This window comes from Mycobacterium sp. 663a-19, from assembly GCF_035616495.1.
Taxonomy (GTDB): domain Bacteria; phylum Actinomycetota; class Actinomycetes; order Mycobacteriales; family Mycobacteriaceae; genus Mycobacterium.
The window spans coordinates 42,980-61,361 of sequence record NZ_JAPJAV010000013.1 but is presented as its reverse complement, the minus strand read 5'-3'; the positions used below and the strand labels follow the sequence as shown (position 1 = coordinate 61,361).

Genomic DNA, 18,382 nt, shown 5'->3' with positions numbered 1-18,382 from the left:
TGGCCGCGTGTCGGTAAGCAAACACGTCAGTGCGGGACGGCGCCCAGCTCGCCCTGGAAGCGCCGCATGGCGGCGATCAGCGCGGTGAAGACGCGGTGCGCGGCCGCCAGGTCGGCGTCGGGCAGGTCGCTCATCGCGTCGCGGGTATGCGCTCCAAGCGGGTTGAAGAACGAGCGGGCGGTGCCGAGTCCCGGGTCCGAGTAGCGCAGGATGACCTTGCGCCGGTCGTCCGGGTGCGAATCGCGGCGGATGTGGCCGGATTCGATCAGGCGGTCCACCAGATAGGTGATCCCGGCCCCGGACAGGCCCATCCGCTCGGTCAGCTCACCCGACGTCATCGGCTTGCCCGCGGTTTCGGCGACCATGATGTGCAGCAACGCGCGGAAATCGGTGGGCCGCAGCCGCTGTGACACCGCGAACAACCGGCCGATCTGGTCGGATTCGGTCGACATCTCCCGCAGGTCGGCCGACATCAGCGACTCCAGCGCCTCCCGGCCGACGGGCGGCTCGCCAGAGTCCAGAGCGTCCATAGCGCTGTGCAGCATATCCGCATCCGGCCCTTCATTTCAGTTGATTAATGTTTAATTCGCTGAAATGCTGGCGGCCGTGGTGTGGCAGGGGCTGGCTCGCGCCGTGACGGACCGGCGTTCGTGGCTGCTGGCGCTGGGCCTCGTCGCGTTGGGCCTCGGCCTCACGGTCTTGATCGGTGGCAACGCGTCGGCGGGCCAGGCGCCGCTGACCGTGCCCACCGGCTCGGACTCCGCCAAGGTGCAGGACCTGGCCCGGCAATTCCCCGGGGGCGACCGGGTCGCGCTCATCCTGGTGGTCAGCCGCGTCGACGGCGCCGGGCTGGGCCCCGCCGATGTCAGCGCCGCCCAGGCGGCCGGCGACCGCATGCGGGCGCTCACCCATCCGTTCGGCGCGATCGGGCCGGGCCCGCCGATGGTGTCGGCCGATGGCAAGGCGGCCATCGGCGCGGTTCTCATCAGGTCCGACCTGTCGGGGTTGGCGCTGAGCGACGGGGTCACCGCGCTGCGCGCCGCCGCGACGACCGGCTTGCCCGCGGGACTGCAGGCCCACGTCACCGGGGGCCCGGCGTTCGGCGCCGACATCGCCAGCGCGTTCACCCACGCCAACGTCACCCTGCTCGCGGTGACGGCGTCGGTGGTGGCGCTGCTGCTGATCGCCACCTACCGCTCGCCGGTGTTGTGGCTGGTGCCGCTGCTGGTGATCGGGTTCGCCGATCGGGTCGCGGCGGCGGCGGGCACCGCGGTGGCGTCGCTGACCGGGCTGAGCTTCGACGGCGCCACCTCCGGCATCACCAGCGTGCTGGTGTTCGGGGCGGGCACCAACTACGCGCTGCTGCTGATCTCGCGCTACCGGCAAGAACTTCGGAGCCAGCGCGAACACCGCGACGCCCTGCGCCGCGCCGTGCGGATGGCCGGGCCCACCATCGTCGCCAGCAACGCGACCGTGGTCCTGGCATTGCTCACCCTGCTGTGCGCTTCGACGCCGAGCACGCGCAGCCTCGGCGCCCTGGCGGCGTGCGGGCTGGTCGTCGCCGCGGTATCGGTTTTGCTGGTGCTGCCGCCGCTGTTGGCGCTGTGCGGCCGACGGTTGTTCTGGCCCTTCGTCCCCCGGCCCGACGCCGGGGCCCCCCTCGATTCCGGCGCCTGGCACCGGGTCGCCGAGCGGGTGGCGCGCCGGCCGGCGGTGGTCGCGGCGGCCGCGATCGCGGTTCTGGCGGTCCTCGCCACCGGACTGCTGGGCACCCGAATCGGCCTGACGCAGACCGAGCAGTTCCGGGTGCAGGCCGATTCGGTGTCGGGTTACCGCGTTGTGGCCGCGCATTTTCCGGCGGGGCTGACCAACCCCACCCTGGTCGTCGCCCCCACGGCCCCGGCGCCCCAGGTGCAGCGGGCGATCCGCGCCACCCCCGGTGTGGTCTCGGCGACCGAGGACAAGCAATCCCCGTCCGGCCTGACGCAGTGGTCGGTGGTGCTGGACGCCAGCCCCTCATCCGACGGTGCCTTCAAAACGATTGCGGCGCTGCGGCATTCGGTCAGCACGATCGCCGGAGTGCTGGTGGGTGGGCCCGACGCGCAGGCGGTCGACGTTCGTGACGGCGCCGCGCATGACCGGCTGGTGCTGATCCCGTCGATCCTGGCGGTGATCCTGGTCGTCCTCTACGCGTTGCTGCGGTCGGCGCTCGCGCCGCCCACGCTGTTGGCGGCGACCATTCTGGGCGCGCTGGCGGCACTGGGCCTCGGCGGGTGGGCCGGCATGCACGTCTTCGGTTTCCCGGCCCTCGACGACAGCACGCCCCTGTTCGCCTTCCTGTTCCTGGCGGCCCTGGGCGTGGACTACACCATCTTCCTGGTCACCCGCGCCCGTGAAGAAGCGGCGCGGCGCGGCGCGCGCGCCGGCATGATCCGCGCGGTGTCGGCCACCGGTGGGGTAATCACCAGCGCCGGAATCGTTTTGGCCGCGGTCTTCTGCGTGCTCGGGGTGTTGCCGCTGATCGTGCTGACCCAACTGGGCATCATCGTCGGCCTCGGCATCCTGCTCGACACCTTCGTCGTGCGCACGCTCGTCATCCCCGCGCTGTTCGCCCTGATCGGCGACCGCATCTGGTGGCCCGCGACCAACGCCAAACCCGTTGAGCAGCAAGCGGACCCGGCTGAACACGAACGGAGCGCACTTTGAGCAGATCGACATTGGCCGCGACGACCCTGGCCGTAGCCGCGGCGGCCGGCGCGGGAAGCATCGCCAGCCCAAGGCGCGTCCCCGCCTGGTATTCCCGGCTTCGCAAACCGCCGTACCAGCCGCCCGGTGTCGCCTTTCCCGTCGTCTGGACCGCCCTCTACGGCGACATCGCCGCCACGTCGGCGGCGGCGATCGACGGGTTCCGCCGGGCGGGGCGGGACGATGAGGCGCGCCGCTACGCGGCCGCGTTGAGCGTCAACCTGCTGCTGAACGCCGGATGGAGTTGGCTTTTCTTCCGGTGTCACAGGCTCGGAGCATCCGCGCTGGGCGCGGCCGCGCTGACGGCCAGCAGCGCCGACCTCGCCCGTCGGGCCGCTCAGGCCAAACCGCGGGCGGGACTGGCGCTTTCGCCATACGCGGTGTGGTGCGGCTTCGCCACCGTTCTGTCCGCCCACATCTGGTGGCTCAACCGGCGCGACACCGGCTGAATCTCAGCCGGGCAGCCTGGCCTTGACCGCGCCGTCCTGTCGCCGCGCGACCCCGAGCGCGTAGTCGGCGGGCACGACATCGCCCGGCGCGCCGTCGAATTCCAGCGTGACGAACGCCCTGCCCTCGGTGAACAGCAGCACGGTCACGCCCTGCGTCTTGTCCGGCGACGTGCCCGACACCATCGTGCCGCCATCGCCCACCGAAATCGGCTGTGCGTCACCGTCGGTCACCGTGTTGCCCAGCGACGCGACCGACGCGCTCATCGCGTTCGTCGCGGCCCCCGCGTCGGTCAGCACCAGGACCGTGTCGCCGATCCGGCTGCTGTCGTCGGAGTTCTTGAACACCACCGCCGCCCCGGGCGCCGCGTTGGGATTCTGGACCGGCGGGTCCGCCGGCGTGAAAACGTTCGGCGGCTCCGAGCTGACGTCGCCGCCCTGAAGCAACAGACCGGTGTAGTCGGTGGGAGCCGCAGACGTCGGAGTGCCCGACGTTATACCGGAAGGCGAGGCCGTGATGGACGTAGAGCCGCACGCCGCGACGACCGTGCCGGCGAGCACCACAACCGCGATCGTCCGGGTCGTCATCCGCGGCACCCCCCAGTGCTGTTGTGTCCCAGGTACGGTAACGAACCGCCGCGCGGCCGCGCCAGCAAAGCCGAGGGTTCAAGATCGCTGTTTGACGCATGTTTACCAAAACCGCCCACCCGTGGCCGTCCGGCGTGCGATCATCAGCCGATTCACCGTCAGCCCTCGGGAGGCGCCATGGCTCGGATCGTTCGGACGCTAGTGATGTCGGGGGCCGCGGCCAGCCTGCTGGCCCTCGTCGGCGCGTGTTCGTGCTCGACCGGAACGTCAACCGTCGGCAAAAAAGATGTCGCAAGCCAGATCACGGCGAAGATGACCGACGCCGCCGGCAACAAGCCCGACTCGGTGAACTGTCCGGGCGACCTGCCGGCGAAGGTCGGGGCGCAACTGAACTGCGAGATGAAGGTCAAGAATCAGACCTTCAACGTCAACGTGACGGTGACCAGCGTCAACGGGCGTGATGTCAAGTTCGACATGGTGGAGACCGTCGACAAGAACCAGGTCGCCAGCCAGATCAGCGACAACGTGACTCAGCAGGTGGGGACAAAGCCCGATTCGGTGACATGTCCGGACAACTTGAAGGGCGTCGAGGGCGCGACGCTGCGGTGCCAACTCACCAGCGGTGGCCAGAAGTACGGGGTGTCGGTGACCGTCACCAGCGTCGACGCCGGCGATGTCAACTTCAACTTCAAGGTCGACGACCAGCCCTCGTAGCACCCGAAATCGGTTAGCGGGCCGCCTTTTTGCGTTCGATGTCGGCCAGCGCGGCCGCCAGCTCCGCGCGCTGCGCGGCCGAGCTCTCCCAGGACAGCTGCCGGTTCTTGACCACCTTGGCCGGCGCACCCACCGCGATCGAGTAGTCGGGGACGACGCCGCGAACCACCGCGTGCGACCCCAGCACGCAGCCGCGGCCGATGGTGGTGCCGCGCAGCACGGTCACCTTCACCCCGACCCAGGTGTCCGGCCCGATCCGGACCGGCGACTTGACGATGCCCTGGTCCTTGATCGGCATGGTGATGTCGTCCATGCGGTGGTCGAAGTCGCAGACGTAGCACCAGTCGGACATCAGCACCGAGTCCCCGAGCTCGATGTCGAGGTAGCAGTTGATGACGTTGTCGCGGCCCAGCACCACCTTGTCGCCGAACCGCAGCGAGCCCTCGTGCGCGCGGATGGTGTTCTTGTCGCCGATGTGCACCCAGCGGCCGATCTCCATTTGCGCCAGCTCCGGCGTGCAGTGAATCTCGACGTCCTTGCCTAGGAACACCATTCCGCGCGTGATGATGTGCGGGTTGGCCAGCTTGAACTTCAGCAGCCGCCAGTAGCGCACCAGGTACCACGGGGTGTACGCGCGGTTGGCCAGCACCCACTTCAGCGAGGCCAGCGTGAGGAACCTGGCCTGCCGTGGGTCGCGCAACGTCGATCCACGCCAACGGCGATGCAGCGGAGCATTCCACATGCTCGTCATGGCCGGAAAGCCTATCGGAGCCGCCGCGGGTTACCCTCACCTGGACTCGATCGCTGCGCTGGAAACAAGCCGAACGGCCGCGGAAGGATTTGGGAAACCGAGGTGCTCGCCCGACAACTCCTCCGAGGCCTTCGGCGTTGCTCATCGGTGGCGCTGGCGGCCGCGCTCACGCCCGCGCTCGGCGGTTGCGGCAACACCGACTCGTGGGTGCAGGCCTCGCCGTCGCAGGGCTGGCCCGCGCAATACGCCGACGCGGCCAACAGCAGCTACACCGCCACCGGCGGCGCCACGAGGCTCTCGCTGCAGTGGACGCGCTCTGTCAAGGGAAGCCTGGCGGCCGGGCCGGCGCTGAGCGCGCGCGGCTATCTCGCGCTCAATGCGCAGACCCCGGGCGGGTGTTCGCTCATGGAATGGGAGAACAACGACAACGGACGGCAACGCTGGTGCGTGCGTGTGGTCCAGGGCGGCGGCTTCGCGGGTCCGCTGTTCGACGGCTTCGACAACCTCTACGTGGGCCAGCCGGGGGCGTTCCTGTCCTTTCCGGTGACGCAGTGGACGCGGTGGCGCCAGCCGGTGATCGGGATGCCCACCACGCCGCGGTTCCTGGGCGGGGGTCAGCTGCTGGTAGCCACGCACCTGGGACAGGTGCTGGCGTTCGACGCCCACCGCGGCGCCGTGGTGGGCGCTCCGCTGGACCTGGTCGACGGCGTCGACCCGACCGATGCCACGCGCGGGCTGGCCGACTGCGCACCGGCCCGGCCGGGGTGTCCGGTCGCGGCGGCGCCCGCCTTCTCGCCGGCCAGCCAGACGGCGGTGATCGGCGTCTGGCAGCCCGGCGCCGCCGCCGCCGGTCTGGTCGGGCTGAAATACCACCCGGGCCAGACGCCGCTGCTCACCCGCGAGTGGGCCAGCGACGCCGTCGGCGCCGGCGTGATCGCCAGCCCGGCGCTGTCCGCCGACGGATCGACCGTCTACGTCAACGGCCGCGACCAACGCCTGTGGGCGCTGCACGCCGCCGACGGGAAGGTGAAATGGTCGGTGCCGCTGGGCTTTCTGGCGCAGACGCCGCCCGCGGTGAACCCGCAGGGGCTGATCGTGTCCGGCGGCGGACCCGACACAAAGCTGGCGGCCTTCAAGGATGCCGGTGATCACGCCGAGCAGGCCTGGCGGCGCGACGACGTCGCGCCGCTGTCGTCGTCGAGCCTGGCCGGCGCCGGCGTCGGCTACGCGGTGGTCAGCGGCCCGCCCGCGCAGGGCGCGCCCGGCATGTCGTTGCTGGCCTTCGATCCTGGCAACGGCCACACCCTCAACAGCTATCCGCTGCCCGCGGCCACCGGATATCCCGTCGGGGTCGCGATCGGCGTCGACCGCCGCGTGGTGGCGGCCACCAGCGACGGCCAGGTCTACGGCTTCGGGCGGGCATGAGCGCCCGCAGCCGGCCCGGTGCACTAGATCGCCAGCGGCGGGATCGCGTTGCGCGGCACCTGAGCCTGCGCGGGCCCGGCGACCGCGGGCAGCATCTCGCCCGGGGCGAAGTAGAAGATCAGCTGGTCGTCGGTGATCGCGAAGTTCTGGTAGTGCGAAGGATCCAGCCCGGTCGACGGCAGGATGGCGGCACCCAACGCGCTCTGGTGTTCCAGGTCCCGCTGCACCAGCGGGAAGATGGTGTCCAGCGGCGTCGTCCCTGGCGCGAACAGGTTGTCGAAGGTGATGGGCTGCTTGGTCCCCAGGTTGTAGTTGAACGCCTTGTACCAGATGGACGGGTGCGACCCGCCGAGGTCCTGAAAGAACTTGAGCACCACGCTGCGCGTGTTGTGGGGCGGCTGGCCGGAGGTGCGCTGGTCGGTGCTGGCCTCCATTTGATAGGGGTGGTCGCGCGCCCCGGACGTCTGCGCGACGTTGACGAAACCGTCGCGGTTCTGGGAGATGTAGTCGGTCAGCGCCTGCTCGTCGGGGTAGTCGGCGGGAAACGTCATGGTGATCGCGTAGGTGGGGCCGGTGGCGCTCACGTGGCACATCTGGGCGCTGTCGACGGTGCCGCCCAGGCCGGCGCACGACGACGGCGCGGCGGCCGCCGGCCCGCCCAGCAAGGCCACGGCGGCCAGCGCCGTACTCGCTATCAGGTAACGCATCGTTTCGTCCTCGCAAACTACGGGCGCCTGGCAAACCGACGCAGCCAGCGTACCGGGCGCTATCGGGAGGCAGTGCACACGAAGGCCGTCGCCCGACCGGCGGACCCGGAACCGACGCGGGTGATGATCACGGACAGGGGCCGGGCGCCGCGCGGGCGCAGCCGGCGCCGCAGCGCGTCGGGGTCCACCCGCACGCCGCGGACCAGGATCTCCAGCGCGCCGCAGTCCAGCGCGGCCAGTGCCCACCGCAGCCGGCGCTCGTCGAACCCCAGCTGCTCGAGCACCTCGAAGCCCCGCACCCCCGGCGGCAACCGGTCGCCGGACAGGTAGGCGATGTCGGGATCGAGCTGCCACAGCCCGTGCCGCGCGGCGTAGTGGCGCACCAGCCCGGCCCGGACGACGGCGCCGTCGGGGTCGACGATGAATCGTCCGGCGGGCCGCACCGCGCAGTCGCCGGGCTCGGCATCGTTGATCTGCTCGCCGCGATCCAGGACGCTGGCGCGGCGGCGCACGCCCGGTTCGGCCAGTCCGGCCGGCCAGAGGCACGCCTCCCGCACCGAACCGCGGTACGACGAAACCTCGATCTCCCCGTCGAACCCGAGGCGCCGCACGGCATCGAAATCTATTCCGGGAGCACACTTTACGACGAGATCGCGGCCGCGGTAGGCGTCCAGCAACGGCCCCAGGCCCGGCCGGTAGTCGTCGGGGTGCCAGCGACGCCGCTCGCCAACGCGCCGCGCCGGGTCGGCGAGGACCACCGCATCCCGGGTCACCGGGCGCAGCGCGTCGGCCCGGCACAGGGCGGCGCCGGGTCCCAGGTTGTGGCGCGCCATCGCCAGCCGGACCGGGTCGATGTCGCTGCCCACCGCCTCGGCCCCCGCGGCGCGCAGCGCGACCAGTTCGGTGCCGATCGAACAGGTCGCGTCGTGCACCAGACGGCCTGCTAGCCGCCGGGTCCGGTGCAGGGCCACCGGCGCCGCGGTGGCCTGCTGCAGCGCCTCGTCGGTGAACAGCCAGCCGGAGACGCCCAACTCCCCCAGCTTCTCCACGGCGCGCCGACGCAGCAGCGTCGTCTCCACCAGTACCGGCGCCCGGTCGCCGAACCGGGCGCGCACCGCGGCGACGTCGGCGACCCGGGTGCGGTCGGTCAGCTCGAGGCCGGCGACGGCGGCAAGCGCCTCGGCGCCCGGTTCCGACCGCAGGTAGTCGACGTCGTCGGTGCTGAAGCGCACCACCTCAGGACGGTTTGACCCCGGTGATCATCACGTTGTAGAACCAGCCCTTCGGCACCACGCGCCGCATCACGTTGGCGTCCACCCAGCTCAGGGTCTTCCAGCTGGTGAACGCGAATTTCGCCCAGCCCCAGCCCAGCTTCCCCGGCGGCACCGCGCACTCGAAGGTGCGCAGCGGCCAGCCCAGCATCGCGGCGGTGAACTCGACGGTGGCGGTCGCGACGTCGACCGCGCCGGCGCTGGCGGCCATCCGCTCCAGGTCTTCGGGCGCGAAGGTGTGCAGGTCGACGAGCGCCTCCAGCGCCGCGGCGCGCGAGGACTCGTCGAGCTCGGCCTGCGGGCGCCGCCACCCGGTCAGGCCGGGCAGCTTGGTGGCGTTGGTGACGACCCGCCAGGTCAGCGTGGACAGGGTGCGGGCATAGACTTCGCCGGCGTTGCTGGGCTCGCCGGCGAACACGAACCGGCCGCCCGGGCGCAGCACCCGGATCGCCTCGCGCAGCGACAGCTCGACGTCGGGAATGTGGTGCAGCACGGCGTGCCCGACGACCAGGTCGAACGTGTCGTCGTCGTACGGGATGCGCTCGGCGTCGGCCACCCGGCCGTCGATGTCCAGCCCGAGCGATTGCCCGTTGCGGGTGGCGACCTTGACCATGCCGGGCGACAGATCGGTGACCGACCCGCGGCGGGCAACGCCGGCCTGGATCAGGTTCAGCAGGAAAAACCCCGTCCCGCAACCCAATTCGAGGGCGCGGTCGTAGGGCAGCTCGCGCAGGACCTCCTCGGGCACGGCGGCGTCGAAGCAGTCCCGGGCGTAGTCGATGCAGCGCTGGTCATACGAGATCGACCATTTCTCGTCGTACGTCTCGGCTTCCCAGTCGTGGTAGAGCACCTGGGCGAGCTTGCTGTCGTGGCGGGCGGCTTCGACCTGCTCGGCGGTGGCGCGAGGGTTGGGAACGGCGTCGGTCGAACTCCTGGTCATGCAGGGCAGCCTAATCGGCCCTCGGTGGCGGTTCGAAGACGGCGTTGATTTGGGCCTTGGCGGCGGCCAGCGCGCGCGGCGGACCGTCGAGGAAGCGGCGCGCCCACGCCGCGGCGGCATCGTAGACGTCGTCGGGGGCGACCATCTCGTCGATCAGGCCCAGCGCCAGGGCCTCCTCGGCGTCGAAGAACCGGCCGCTGAACACCAGGTCCTTGGCCCTGCTCGCCCCCGCGACCCGGGTCAGGCGGGCCATTCCGCCGCCGCCGGGGACCAGGCCGGCCAGGATCTCGGTGGCGCCGAACTTGACGTTGTCCCCGGCCACCCGCCAGTCGGCGGCCAGCGCCAGCGTGAGGCCGGCGCCCAGCGCGTATCCGGTGATCGCGGCGACGGTCGGCTTGGGGATGGCCGCCACGGCGTCGACGGCCCGCCGGCGCACCCGGTCCGCGGTGTCGGCCTCCGCCGGGGTCAGCGTCCCCAGCTCGGGCATGTCGTCGCCCGCGGAGAAGATCTCGTGGCCGCCGAACAGGATGACGGCGGCGACGTCGTCGCGGCGCCCCAGCTCGTCGGCGGCGGCCACGATCTCGCGGTAGACCTGCCGGGTCATCGCGTTGGTGGGCGGCCGGGACAGCAGCAGCATGGCCAGCCCGGCGTCGCGGGAGCCGTCGCTGACCACGACGCTGACGAACTCGCTCAATGCCTCCACCCCATCCCGCCGGCCTCGCGGGCCCGGTGGTAGCGGTCGGAGTCGAAGAACTCGAAAACCCAGTTGTCGCCGTGTATTTCGAGGTGCGGCTGCACCGGGACGATCTGGCGCTCGACGGCGAGCACGTCGGCCACCGTGCGGCCGGCCAGCGAGTCCAGCTGCGTCCAGGTCGGCGGCAGCAGGAAGCAGCGGCCGGCGGCGAAGTCGTCGAGGGCGGCCTGCGGCGTCGTCCAGCCTGCCCGGTCGGATTCGGTGTTCTCGCCGTCGGCGCGCTGGCCCCGCGGCAGCGCGGCCACGAAGAAGTAGGTGTCGTAGCGGCGGGTGCGCTCGGCCTCCGGTGTGACCCAGTTGGCCCACGGCCGCAGCAGGTCGGACCGCAGCTCCAGGTTTTCCCGGCGCAGGAAGTCGGCGAAGGACAGGGTGCCGGAGGCCAGCTCGCGGCGGGCGTCGCGGTACACCGAGGCATCGCCGACGATGCCGTCCGGGTCTCCTGCGGGTCCCGCGAAGAGCACCCCCGACTCCTCGAACGTCTCCCGGGCGGCCGCGCAGACCAGCGCCTCGGCCAGGTCAGGCTCGATGCCGAACCGCTGCGCCCACCACTGCGGCGGCGGCCCGGCCCACGCTATGTCCGCGTTGCGGTCGCGGTCGTCGACGCCGCCGCCCGGAAACACCATCGTCCCCGCGGCGAATTCCATCCGCGCGTGCCGGCGCATCAGGAACACCGCCATGTCGGCGGCGGTGTCGCGGATCAGCATCACGGTCGCGGCCGGCCGCGGAACCAGCGGCGGCTCTTGCGGTGCGGTCATAACGGCCTCCGGTGGGCCGCACGGGTGCGAACGCGCCGGGCGAAGTAGCGCCCGTCGACGACCTCCAGCGCGATCGACTGGCCGAACGCGGCCGACAGGTTTTCGGCGGTCAGCACGTCGGGCAGCAGCCCGGCGGCGACCACCCGGCCCTCCGACAGCAGCATGCAGTGGCTGAAGCCGGGGGGAACCTCCTCGACGTGGTGGGTGACCAGCACCAGCGCGGGTGCGTCGGGGTCGGCGGCCAGGTCGGTGAGCCTGGCCACCAACTCCTCGCGGCCGCCCAGGTCCAGGCCCGCGGCGGGCTCGTCGAGCAGCAGCAGCTCCGGGTCGGTCATCAGGGCGCGCGCGATCTGCACCCGCTTGCGCTCGCCCTCCGACAGGGTGCCGTAGCTGCGGTCCGCGAGGTGCTCGGCGCCCAGGCTCTCCAGCATGTCGATCGCCCGCCGGTAGTCGACGTCCTCGTAGCGCTCCCGCCAGCGGCCCAGCACCGCGTAGCCGGCCGAGACGACGAGGTCGCGCACCACCTCGTCGTCGGGCACCCGCTGCGCCAGGGCCGAGGAACTCAGGCCAATCCGGGCGCGCAGTTCCGAAACGTCGACCCGGCCCAGCCGCTCACCGAGCACGAAGGCGACGCCCGACGACGGGTGCTCGGCGGCCGCCGCGATGCGCAGCAGCGACGTCTTGCCGGCCCCGTTGGGGCCGATGATCACCCAGCGTTCGTCGAGTTCGACCGCCCAGTCCAGCGGCCCGACCAGGGTGCGCCCGGCGCGGCGCAGCGCCACGTCGCGCAGGTCGATCAGCAGATCGGGATCGGCTGGGGCAGCACCGGTGTCGACGGGCACCCGATCATCGTGCCGTACCGCGGCGCCGCCGAGGCTGCCGGGTTGCTCGCCGCGCTCGCCGTTATTCCGAGGGGATCTCCACACGTCGCACCCCGAGATCGCCGGCGTCGGCGGCCTCGATCTCGCCGCGGGTCACGCCGAGCAGGAACAGCACCGTGTCCAGATACGGGTGGCTCAGCGACGCGTCGGCGACCTCGCGCAGCGCCGGCTTGGCGTTGAACGCCACCCCCAGGCCGGCCTCCGCCAGCATGTCGATGTCGTTGGCGCCGTCGCCGACGGCGACGGTCTGCGCCATCGGCACGCCCGCCTGCTGCGCGAAGTCCCGCAGCGCCTTGGCCTTGCCGGCCCGGTCGATGATCGGACCCACGACCCGTCCGGTCAGCGTGCCGTCGACGATCTCGAGCTCGTTGGCGGCGACGAAGTCCAGCATCAGCTCGTCGGCCAGCGGGTCGATGATCCGACGGAATCCCCCGGAGACCACGCCGCAGTGAAAACCCAAGCGCCGCAACGTCCGCAGCGTGGTCCGGGCCCCCGGCATCAGCTCCAGCTGGGCGGCGACCTCGTCGATCACGCTCGCGGGCAGGCCCGCCAGGGTCGCCACCCGCTGCTGCAGCGACTGCGCGAAGTCCAGCTCGCCGCGCATCGCGGCCTCGGTGATCGCGGCGACCGTCCCCTCGGCGCCCGCCCGGGCGGCCAGCATCTCGATGACCTCGCCCTGCACCAGCGTCGAGTCGACGTCGAAGACGATGAGCCGCTTGGCGCGCCGTTCCAGGCTGTAGTCCTCGACCGCCACGTCGACCCGCTCGTCGACGGCGACCCGCGTCAGCGCGTTGCGCAACGGCGCGTCGGCTCCCGGTGGCACCGACACGCGCAGCTCCAGACCCGTCACGGGGTAGTCGGAGACGCCGCGGATGAGGTCGATGTTGACGCCCAGCTCCGCCACCTCGCGGGCCACCGCGCCGAACGCCCGGGCCGTGATCGGGCGGCCCAGAACGAAAATGGTGTGGGTCGACGGTTCCCGGATGATCGGCACGTCGTCGCTGCGTTCGATGCTGACGTCGAGACCCTTTGCGCGGACGGCGGATTCGACGTCGTCACGCAACACGGCGCCGTCGGCGACCTCGGGCGCACAGCACAGCAGCACACCCAGCGTCAGCCGGCCGCGGATCACCACCTGTTCGACGTTGAGGAGCTCGACCCCGTGCCGCGACAGCACCTCGAACAGCGCCGACGTCACACCTGGCTGATCCACGCCGGTGACGGTGATCAGCACCGACACCTTGGGTGGTGAGTTCACTCGCGGCAGCCGCCCATGGAGCCCGTCAGCTTCGCACGTTGACGTCGTCCATCCGGGTGACGTCCTTGTCGGAAGGACCGTGGGCGCGTCCCACATGCGCCTCGGCGCGCAGCCGCTCCACCATGTGCGGGTAGTGCAGCTCGAATGCCGGCCGCTCCGAACGGATTCGGGGCAGCTCGGTGAAGTTGTGCCGCGGCGGCGGGCAGCTGGTCGCCCACTCCAGCGAGTTGCCATAGCCCCACGGGTCGTCCACCGTGACGACCTCGCCGTAGCGCCAGCTCTTGAAGACGTTCCACACGAACGGGAACATCGACGCGCCCAGGATGAACGCCCCGATCGTCGAGACGACGTTGAGGCCCTGGAAGCCGTCGGTGGGCAGGTAGTCGGCGTACCGGCGCGGCATGCCCTGATCACCCAGCCAGTGCTGCACCAGGAACGTGGTGTGGAAACCGATGAACGTCAGCCAGAAGTGCAGCTTGCCCAGCCGCTCGTCGAGCAGCCGGCCGGTCATCTTGGGGAACCAGAAGTAGATGCCCGCGAACGTGGAGAACACGATGGTGCCGAACAGCACGTAGTGGAAGTGCGCGACGACGAAATAGGTGTCGGTCACGTGGAAGTCCAGCGGCGGGCTGGCCAGCAGCACACCGGTCAGGCCGCCCAGCAGGAACGTCACCATGAAGCCCACCGAGAACAGCATCGGCGTCTCGAACGTCAACTGGCCCTTCCACATCGTGCCGATCCAGTTGAAGAACTTGATCCCGGTCGGCACCGCGATCAGATACGTCATGAACGAAAAGAACGGCAGCAGAACGGCTCCGGTGGCGAACATGTGGTGCGCCCACACCGCGACCGACAGCGCGGCGATCGACAGCGTCGCGTACACCAGCGTGGTGTAACCGAAGATCGGCTTGCGCGAGAACACCGGCACGACCTCGGTGATGATGCCGAAGAACGGCAGCGCGATGATGTACACCTCGGGGTGGCCGAAGAACCAGAACAGGTGCTGCCACAACAGGACTCCGCCGTTGGCCGCGTCGTAGACGTGCGCCCCCAGGTGCCGGTCGGCGGCCAGTCCGAACAGCGCGGCGGTCAGCAGCGGGAAGACGATCAGCACCAGGATCGACGTCACCAGGATGTTCCAGGTGAAGATCGGCATCCGGAACATCGTCATCCCGGGCGCGCGCATGCAGACCACCGTGGTGATCATGTTGACCCCGCCCAGGATGGTGCCCAGGCCGGCGACCGCCAGGCCCATGATCCACAGGTCGCCGCCCGCGCCGGGCGAGTGGACGGCGTCGCTCAGCGGCGTGTACGCGGTCCAGCCGAAGTCGGCCGCCCCGCCCGGGACCACGAAGCCCGCCATGGCGATGGTGGCGCCGAACACGAACAGCCAGAACGAGAACGCGTTCAGCCGCGGGAACGCGACGTCGGGCGCGCCGATCTGCAGCGGCAGCACCAGGTTGGCGAAGCCGAACACGATCGGGGTCGCATAGAACAGCAGCATGATCGTGCCGTGCATGGTGAACAGCTGGTTGAACTGCTCGTTCGACAGGAATTGCAGGCCCGGCGCGGCCAGCTCGGTCCGCATCAACAGCGCCAGCAGCCCGCCGATGAAGAAGAAGATGAAGCAGGCGACGCAGTACATGATGCCGATCAGCTTGTGATCGGTGGTGGTGATCAGTTTGTAGATGAGGTTCCCTTTGGGACCCGTTCTGGCCGGGTACGGGCGGACGGCCTCGAGTTCTCCCAACGGGGGCGCTTCAGCTGTCAACAGCTCCTCCAAACATCTCGGACCGGGGCCCAGGACCAATGGTTGGAATCTTAGCCGCCGATCAGGTCGGTGGGAGGCCTGGTCCTACAAACTGTCGTAATCGGCTCCGAACTCGCCGAATGTTAGCGTCGGACGCGTGCAATCGGGGCCGACGCGAGCGATCCTGGCCGCCGCCGCGGCGGCGATGCTGGTGGTGGCGTGCGGCGCCTGCGGGTCCGGATCGGGCCGCAAGGCGTCGACGCGATCGCTGGTCACGCCCACCACCCAGATCGCCGGGGCCGGGGTGCTGGGAAACGACCGCCGGCCCGACGAGTCGTGCGCGCGGGACCCGGCCCCCGCCGACCCGGGGCCGCCGACCCGGGAGGCCCACAACGCGGCCGGGGTCACCCCGGACGTCGTCACGGTGCCCGCCGAGGCGCAGCGCATCGTGGTGCTCTCCGGCGATCAGCTCGACACCCTGTGCGCGCTCGGCCTGCAATCCCGCCTCGTCGCCGCCGCCTTGCCGGACGGCTCCCCGGGCCAGCCGTCCTACCTGGGCAACGCGGTGCACGGCCTGCCCGGCGTCGGGACGCGCAGCAACCCCGACCTGAAGGGCATCGCCGCGGCCCACCCGGACCTGATCCTGGGGTCGCAGGGGTTGACGCCGAAGCTGTACCCGCAGCTGGCGGCGATCGCCCCGACGGTGTTCACCGCGGCACCCGGCGCCGCCTGGCAGGACAACGTGCGCGGCGTCGGCGCCGCCACGGCGCGCGGCGTCGCCGCGGACGGGCTGATCAACGGGTTCACCCAGCGGGCCACGCAGATCGGCGGCAGCCACGACGCGGCCCACTTCCAGGCGTCGATCGTCCAGCTGACCACCACCAGCGTCCGGGTCTACGGGTCCGCCAATTTCCCGGCCAGCGTGCTCGCCGCGGTCGGGGTGGACCGGCCCGCCGCCCAGCGGTTCACCGACAAGCCCTACATCGAGATCGGCGCCACCGACGCCGATCTCGCGAAGGCTCCGGATTTCTCCGCTGCCGACGCCGACGTCGTCTACGTGTCATGCGCCACACCCGCCGCCGCGGACCGCGCCGGAACCGTCCTCGACAGCGACCCGTGGCGCCGGCTGTCCGCCAACCGCGACAACCGCGTTTACGTCGTCAACGACGAGGTATGGCAGACCGGTGAGGGTGTGCTCGCGGCCCGGGGCATCGTCGACGACCTCCGCATGGTCAACGCCCCGATCAACTGAGCGCCCGCCCGGCCGCGGGCCCCGGCGTTGGCCCCGGCGTCGGGCCAGGGCGTTGAGTGTGAATCCTGGGCTTCGCGTGTGAAACCTGGGCGTCGATCCGGCCGGAATCCCGCCGTACGTACACACCGAAAGCCGTGAGTGCACACTCAACACCGCGACACCGTTGAAAGGCACATCACACCCGCCCGGGTTGTTCGAAAACCGTTACCTTAGCTAAACTTTTTCAGGACGACTTCGAAGAGGGATATACATGAGCACTGTTACGGCCTATGCCGCGACGTCGGCGACCGAACCGCTGACCAAGACCACCATCACCCGGCGCGACCCTGGCCCGCACGACGTGGCGATCGACATCAAGTTCGCCGGCATTTGCCACTCGGACATCCACACCGTCAAGGCCGAGTGGGGCGAGCCCACTTACCCGCTGGTTCCGGGCCACGAGATCGCGGGCGTGGTGTCCGCGGTCGGTTCCGAGGTCACCAGGCACAAGGTGGGTGACCGCGTCGGCGTCGGCTGTTTCGTCGACTCGTGCCGCGAGTGCAGCAGCTGTCTGGCCGGCCTGGAGCAGTACTGCAAGCGCGGGTCGACGCCCACGTACAACGGCGTCGGCAAGGACGGTCAGCCGACCCAGGGCGGGTACAGCACCGCGATCGTCGTCGACGAGAACTACGTGCTGCGCATCCCCGACGCGCTGCCGCTGGACAAGGCCGCGCCGCTGCTCTGCGCGGGCGTGACGCTCTACTCCCCGCTGCGGCACTGGAAAGCGGGCAAGACCACCCGGCTGGCGATCATCGGCCTGGGCGGGCTCGGGCACATGGGCGTCAAGCTGGGTACGGCGATGGGCGCCGAGGTGTCGGTGCTGTCGCAGTCGCTGAAGAAGATGGAGGACGGGCTGCGCCTGGGCGCCAGCCATTACTACGCGACCTCTGACCCCAACACCTTCACGGTGCTGCGCGACAACTTCGACCTGATCATCAACACCGTGTCGGCGAACCTGGACCTCGGCCAGTACCTGAAGCTGCTCGACGTCGATGGGACCATGGTCGAGCTGGGTATCCCCGAGCACGCGATGGAGGTGCCGGCGTTCCCGCTGGCGGGCTGGCGGCGCAGCCTGTCCGGTTCGCTGATCGGCGGCATCGCCGAGACGCAGGAGATGCTGGATTTCTGCGCCGAGCACGGCGTGACACCCGAGATCGAGCTCATCGAGCCGGCCTACATCAACGAGGCCTACGAGCGCGTGCTGGCCAGCGACGTGCGCTACCGCTTCGTCATCGACATCTCACGGTTGTGAGGCGGGGGCGCCCTCGGCCACCCCGCGCCCGCTCGCGATCTCCTCGGCGGCCTCGCCGTCCTCGTCGCCGGGAATCACCTCGCTGACGTCGATGCCGGCCAGCGGCCAACCGGCGGCGGCCAGGGTGGCGGCCACCCGCCGGACGTTCTCGGGGCCGGGGTCGCGGTGGGTCAGCCCCGAGATCGTCTCGGCGATCTCGTTGCCGTCGATCACGCCGTCGGCCACCGCGGGCGAACCCTTGGCGGTCAGGTTGCTCACCACCTCTTCGACCTGCTCGGCGGACAGCGGCGTGCTGCGCAGCAGAGCCAGCAGCGGCACCCGATCGGGCCCGGGCACGCCATCGGGGTAGCCGGCCTGCAGCCAACGGATTACCGACCGCAGGAAATGGTGGTGATTGAGTGTGGTCACCGCATCAGTGTCACGGGTTCGCGGTGGCCGGCGCCACCGGGGCGCCGCCGCATCCCGACAATTCATGCCGCGTTCACGATCCGATCAGCACGCCGGTCTCCGCCGCCGGTGACGAGTACAGTCGAGCCATGGCTAGACCGATTGCGAAGAAGCCAACGCCAATCGCGACCATAAACGTTCAGAATCCGGCCGACCTGAAGCCGGTCCGGGCCCTGGAACGCGGCCTGGCCGCCCGGTTGAGGGAGATAGGCCTGCGCGTGCAAACCGAGTCCCTGCGGGAGATGCGTCTCCAGGTGGGCCTCGACATGCAGATCGTGTACTTCAAGCTCCGCGTGCCGATCGGCGACGGGGTCACGCTGCGCCTACCGGTGATGGCGACAATGACGCCGAGGTTCTACTCGCCCACGCGGGCACAGCATCTCGACCGCGCCGAGCACGAGCACTGA

General features: G+C 70.6%; 18 protein-coding genes and 1 pseudogene. 7 read left to right on the top strand and 12 right to left on the bottom strand.

Annotation, left to right across the window (positions count from 1 at the left end; all coding sequences use genetic code 11):
• Positions 1-26: 26 nt before the first annotated feature.
• The gene (locus OQ968_RS21065; protein ID WP_324681215.1) at positions 27-545 is read right to left on the bottom strand and encodes a MarR family winged helix-turn-helix transcriptional regulator; all 519 of its coding nucleotides are present in this window, start codon (positions 543-545) and stop codon (positions 27-29) included.
• 49 nt (positions 546-594) lie between these two features.
• Here OQ968_RS21065 and OQ968_RS21060 point away from each other — a divergent pair, with 49 nt between their 5' ends.
• Positions 595-2,706: an MMPL family transporter gene (locus tag OQ968_RS21060; RefSeq protein WP_324681214.1), complete on the top strand. Its 2,112-nt coding sequence runs from the start codon at positions 595-597 to the stop codon at positions 2,704-2,706.
• A complete protein-coding gene (locus OQ968_RS21055) occupies positions 2,703-3,194 on the top strand; it encodes a TspO/MBR family protein (protein ID WP_324681212.1) in 492 nt (163 codons plus the stop codon). The genes OQ968_RS21060 and OQ968_RS21055 overlap by 4 nt, the downstream gene beginning before the upstream one ends.
• Positions 3,195-3,197: 3 nt before the next feature.
• On the opposite strand, the gene OQ968_RS21050 is transcribed toward OQ968_RS21055, so the two are convergent.
• Positions 3,198-3,779, bottom strand: a complete 582-nt coding sequence (locus tag OQ968_RS21050; RefSeq protein ID WP_324681210.1) for a hypothetical protein — start codon at positions 3,777-3,779, stop codon at positions 3,198-3,200.
• Between the two features lie 177 nt (positions 3,780-3,956).
• On the opposite strand from OQ968_RS21050, the gene OQ968_RS21045 reads away from it, so the two are divergent.
• Positions 3,957-4,493 carry a DUF4333 domain-containing protein gene (locus OQ968_RS21045; RefSeq protein WP_324681208.1) on the top strand — a complete coding sequence of 179 codons (537 nt, stop codon included), beginning with the start codon at positions 3,957-3,959 and terminating at the stop codon, positions 4,491-4,493.
• A 13-nt stretch (positions 4,494-4,506) separates the two neighbouring features.
• On the opposite strand, the gene OQ968_RS21040 is transcribed toward OQ968_RS21045, so the two are convergent.
• On the bottom strand, positions 4,507-5,244 hold the full coding sequence (locus OQ968_RS21040) for an acyltransferase (protein ID WP_324681207.1): 738 nt from the start codon (positions 5,242-5,244) through the stop codon (positions 4,507-4,509).
• Between the two features lie 147 nt (positions 5,245-5,391).
• Here OQ968_RS21040 and OQ968_RS21035 point away from each other — a divergent pair, with 147 nt between their 5' ends.
• Entirely contained in the window at positions 5,392-6,669 is a 1,278-nt protein-coding gene (locus tag OQ968_RS21035; RefSeq protein WP_324681205.1) for a PQQ-binding-like beta-propeller repeat protein, read from the top strand.
• Positions 6,670-6,692: 23 nt separating this feature from the next.
• On the opposite strand, the gene OQ968_RS21030 is transcribed toward OQ968_RS21035, so the two are convergent.
• From OQ968_RS21030 to ctaD, 8 genes and pseudogenes are all read right to left on the bottom strand, one after another.
• Positions 6,693-7,376 (bottom strand): esterase, encoded by a 684-nt coding sequence (locus tag OQ968_RS21030; RefSeq protein WP_324681204.1) that lies wholly within the window; start codon positions 7,374-7,376, stop codon positions 6,693-6,695.
• 59 nt (positions 7,377-7,435) lie between these two features.
• Positions 7,436-8,608: a THUMP-like domain-containing protein gene (locus OQ968_RS21025; RefSeq protein WP_324681299.1), complete on the bottom strand. Its 1,173-nt coding sequence runs from the start codon at positions 8,606-8,608 to the stop codon at positions 7,436-7,438.
• A gap of 4 nt (positions 8,609-8,612) precedes the next feature.
• The gene (locus OQ968_RS21020; RefSeq protein WP_324681203.1) at positions 8,613-9,587 is read right to left on the bottom strand and encodes a class I SAM-dependent methyltransferase; all 975 of its coding nucleotides are present in this window, start codon (positions 9,585-9,587) and stop codon (positions 8,613-8,615) included.
• Positions 9,588-9,609: 22 nt separating this feature from the next.
• Positions 9,610-10,281, bottom strand: a pseudogene (locus OQ968_RS21015) (enoyl-CoA hydratase); the annotation flags it as partial.
• Positions 10,278-11,096 (bottom strand): NUDIX hydrolase, encoded by an 819-nt coding sequence (locus OQ968_RS21010; protein ID WP_324681202.1) that lies wholly within the window; start codon positions 11,094-11,096, stop codon positions 10,278-10,280. The pseudogene OQ968_RS21015 and the gene OQ968_RS21010, both read right to left, overlap by 4 nt.
• Complete coding sequence (locus tag OQ968_RS21005) at positions 11,093-11,938, bottom strand: ABC transporter ATP-binding protein (protein WP_324681201.1); 846 nt, start codon at positions 11,936-11,938, stop codon at positions 11,093-11,095. Before OQ968_RS21005 ends, OQ968_RS21010 begins: the two co-directional genes overlap by 4 nt.
• Before the next feature lie 61 nt (positions 11,939-11,999).
• Positions 12,000-13,235: a phosphoserine phosphatase SerB gene (serB, locus tag OQ968_RS21000; protein ID WP_324681200.1), complete on the bottom strand. Its 1,236-nt coding sequence runs from the start codon at positions 13,233-13,235 to the stop codon at positions 12,000-12,002.
• A gap of 25 nt (positions 13,236-13,260) precedes the next feature.
• The gene (gene ctaD, locus OQ968_RS20995; protein WP_324681198.1) at positions 13,261-15,006 is read right to left on the bottom strand and encodes a cytochrome c oxidase subunit I; all 1,746 of its coding nucleotides are present in this window, start codon (positions 15,004-15,006) and stop codon (positions 13,261-13,263) included.
• Between the two features lie 184 nt (positions 15,007-15,190).
• Between ctaD and OQ968_RS20990 the strand changes: the two genes are divergently transcribed.
• Both OQ968_RS20990 and OQ968_RS20985 read left to right on the top strand, forming a co-directional pair.
• A complete protein-coding gene (locus tag OQ968_RS20990; protein ID WP_324681298.1) occupies positions 15,191-16,237 on the top strand; it encodes an iron-siderophore ABC transporter substrate-binding protein in 1,047 nt (348 codons plus the stop codon).
• Positions 16,238-16,487: 250 nt separating this feature from the next.
• Positions 16,488-17,528, top strand: coding sequence for an NAD(P)-dependent alcohol dehydrogenase (locus OQ968_RS20985; protein WP_324681197.1), 1,041 nt, complete (start codon positions 16,488-16,490; stop codon positions 17,526-17,528).
• Here the strand turns inward: OQ968_RS20985 and OQ968_RS20980 are convergent.
• On the bottom strand, positions 17,517-18,002 hold the full coding sequence (locus OQ968_RS20980) for a DUF3349 domain-containing protein (protein WP_324681196.1): 486 nt from the start codon (positions 18,000-18,002) through the stop codon (positions 17,517-17,519). The genes OQ968_RS20985 and OQ968_RS20980 overlap by 12 nt on opposite strands.
• Between OQ968_RS20980 and OQ968_RS20975 the strand changes: the two genes are divergently transcribed.
• Positions 17,960-18,382, top strand: coding sequence for a hypothetical protein (locus OQ968_RS20975; RefSeq protein ID WP_324681308.1), 423 nt, complete (start codon positions 17,960-17,962; stop codon positions 18,380-18,382). The two genes, OQ968_RS20980 and OQ968_RS20975, sit on opposite strands and share 43 nt — an antisense overlap.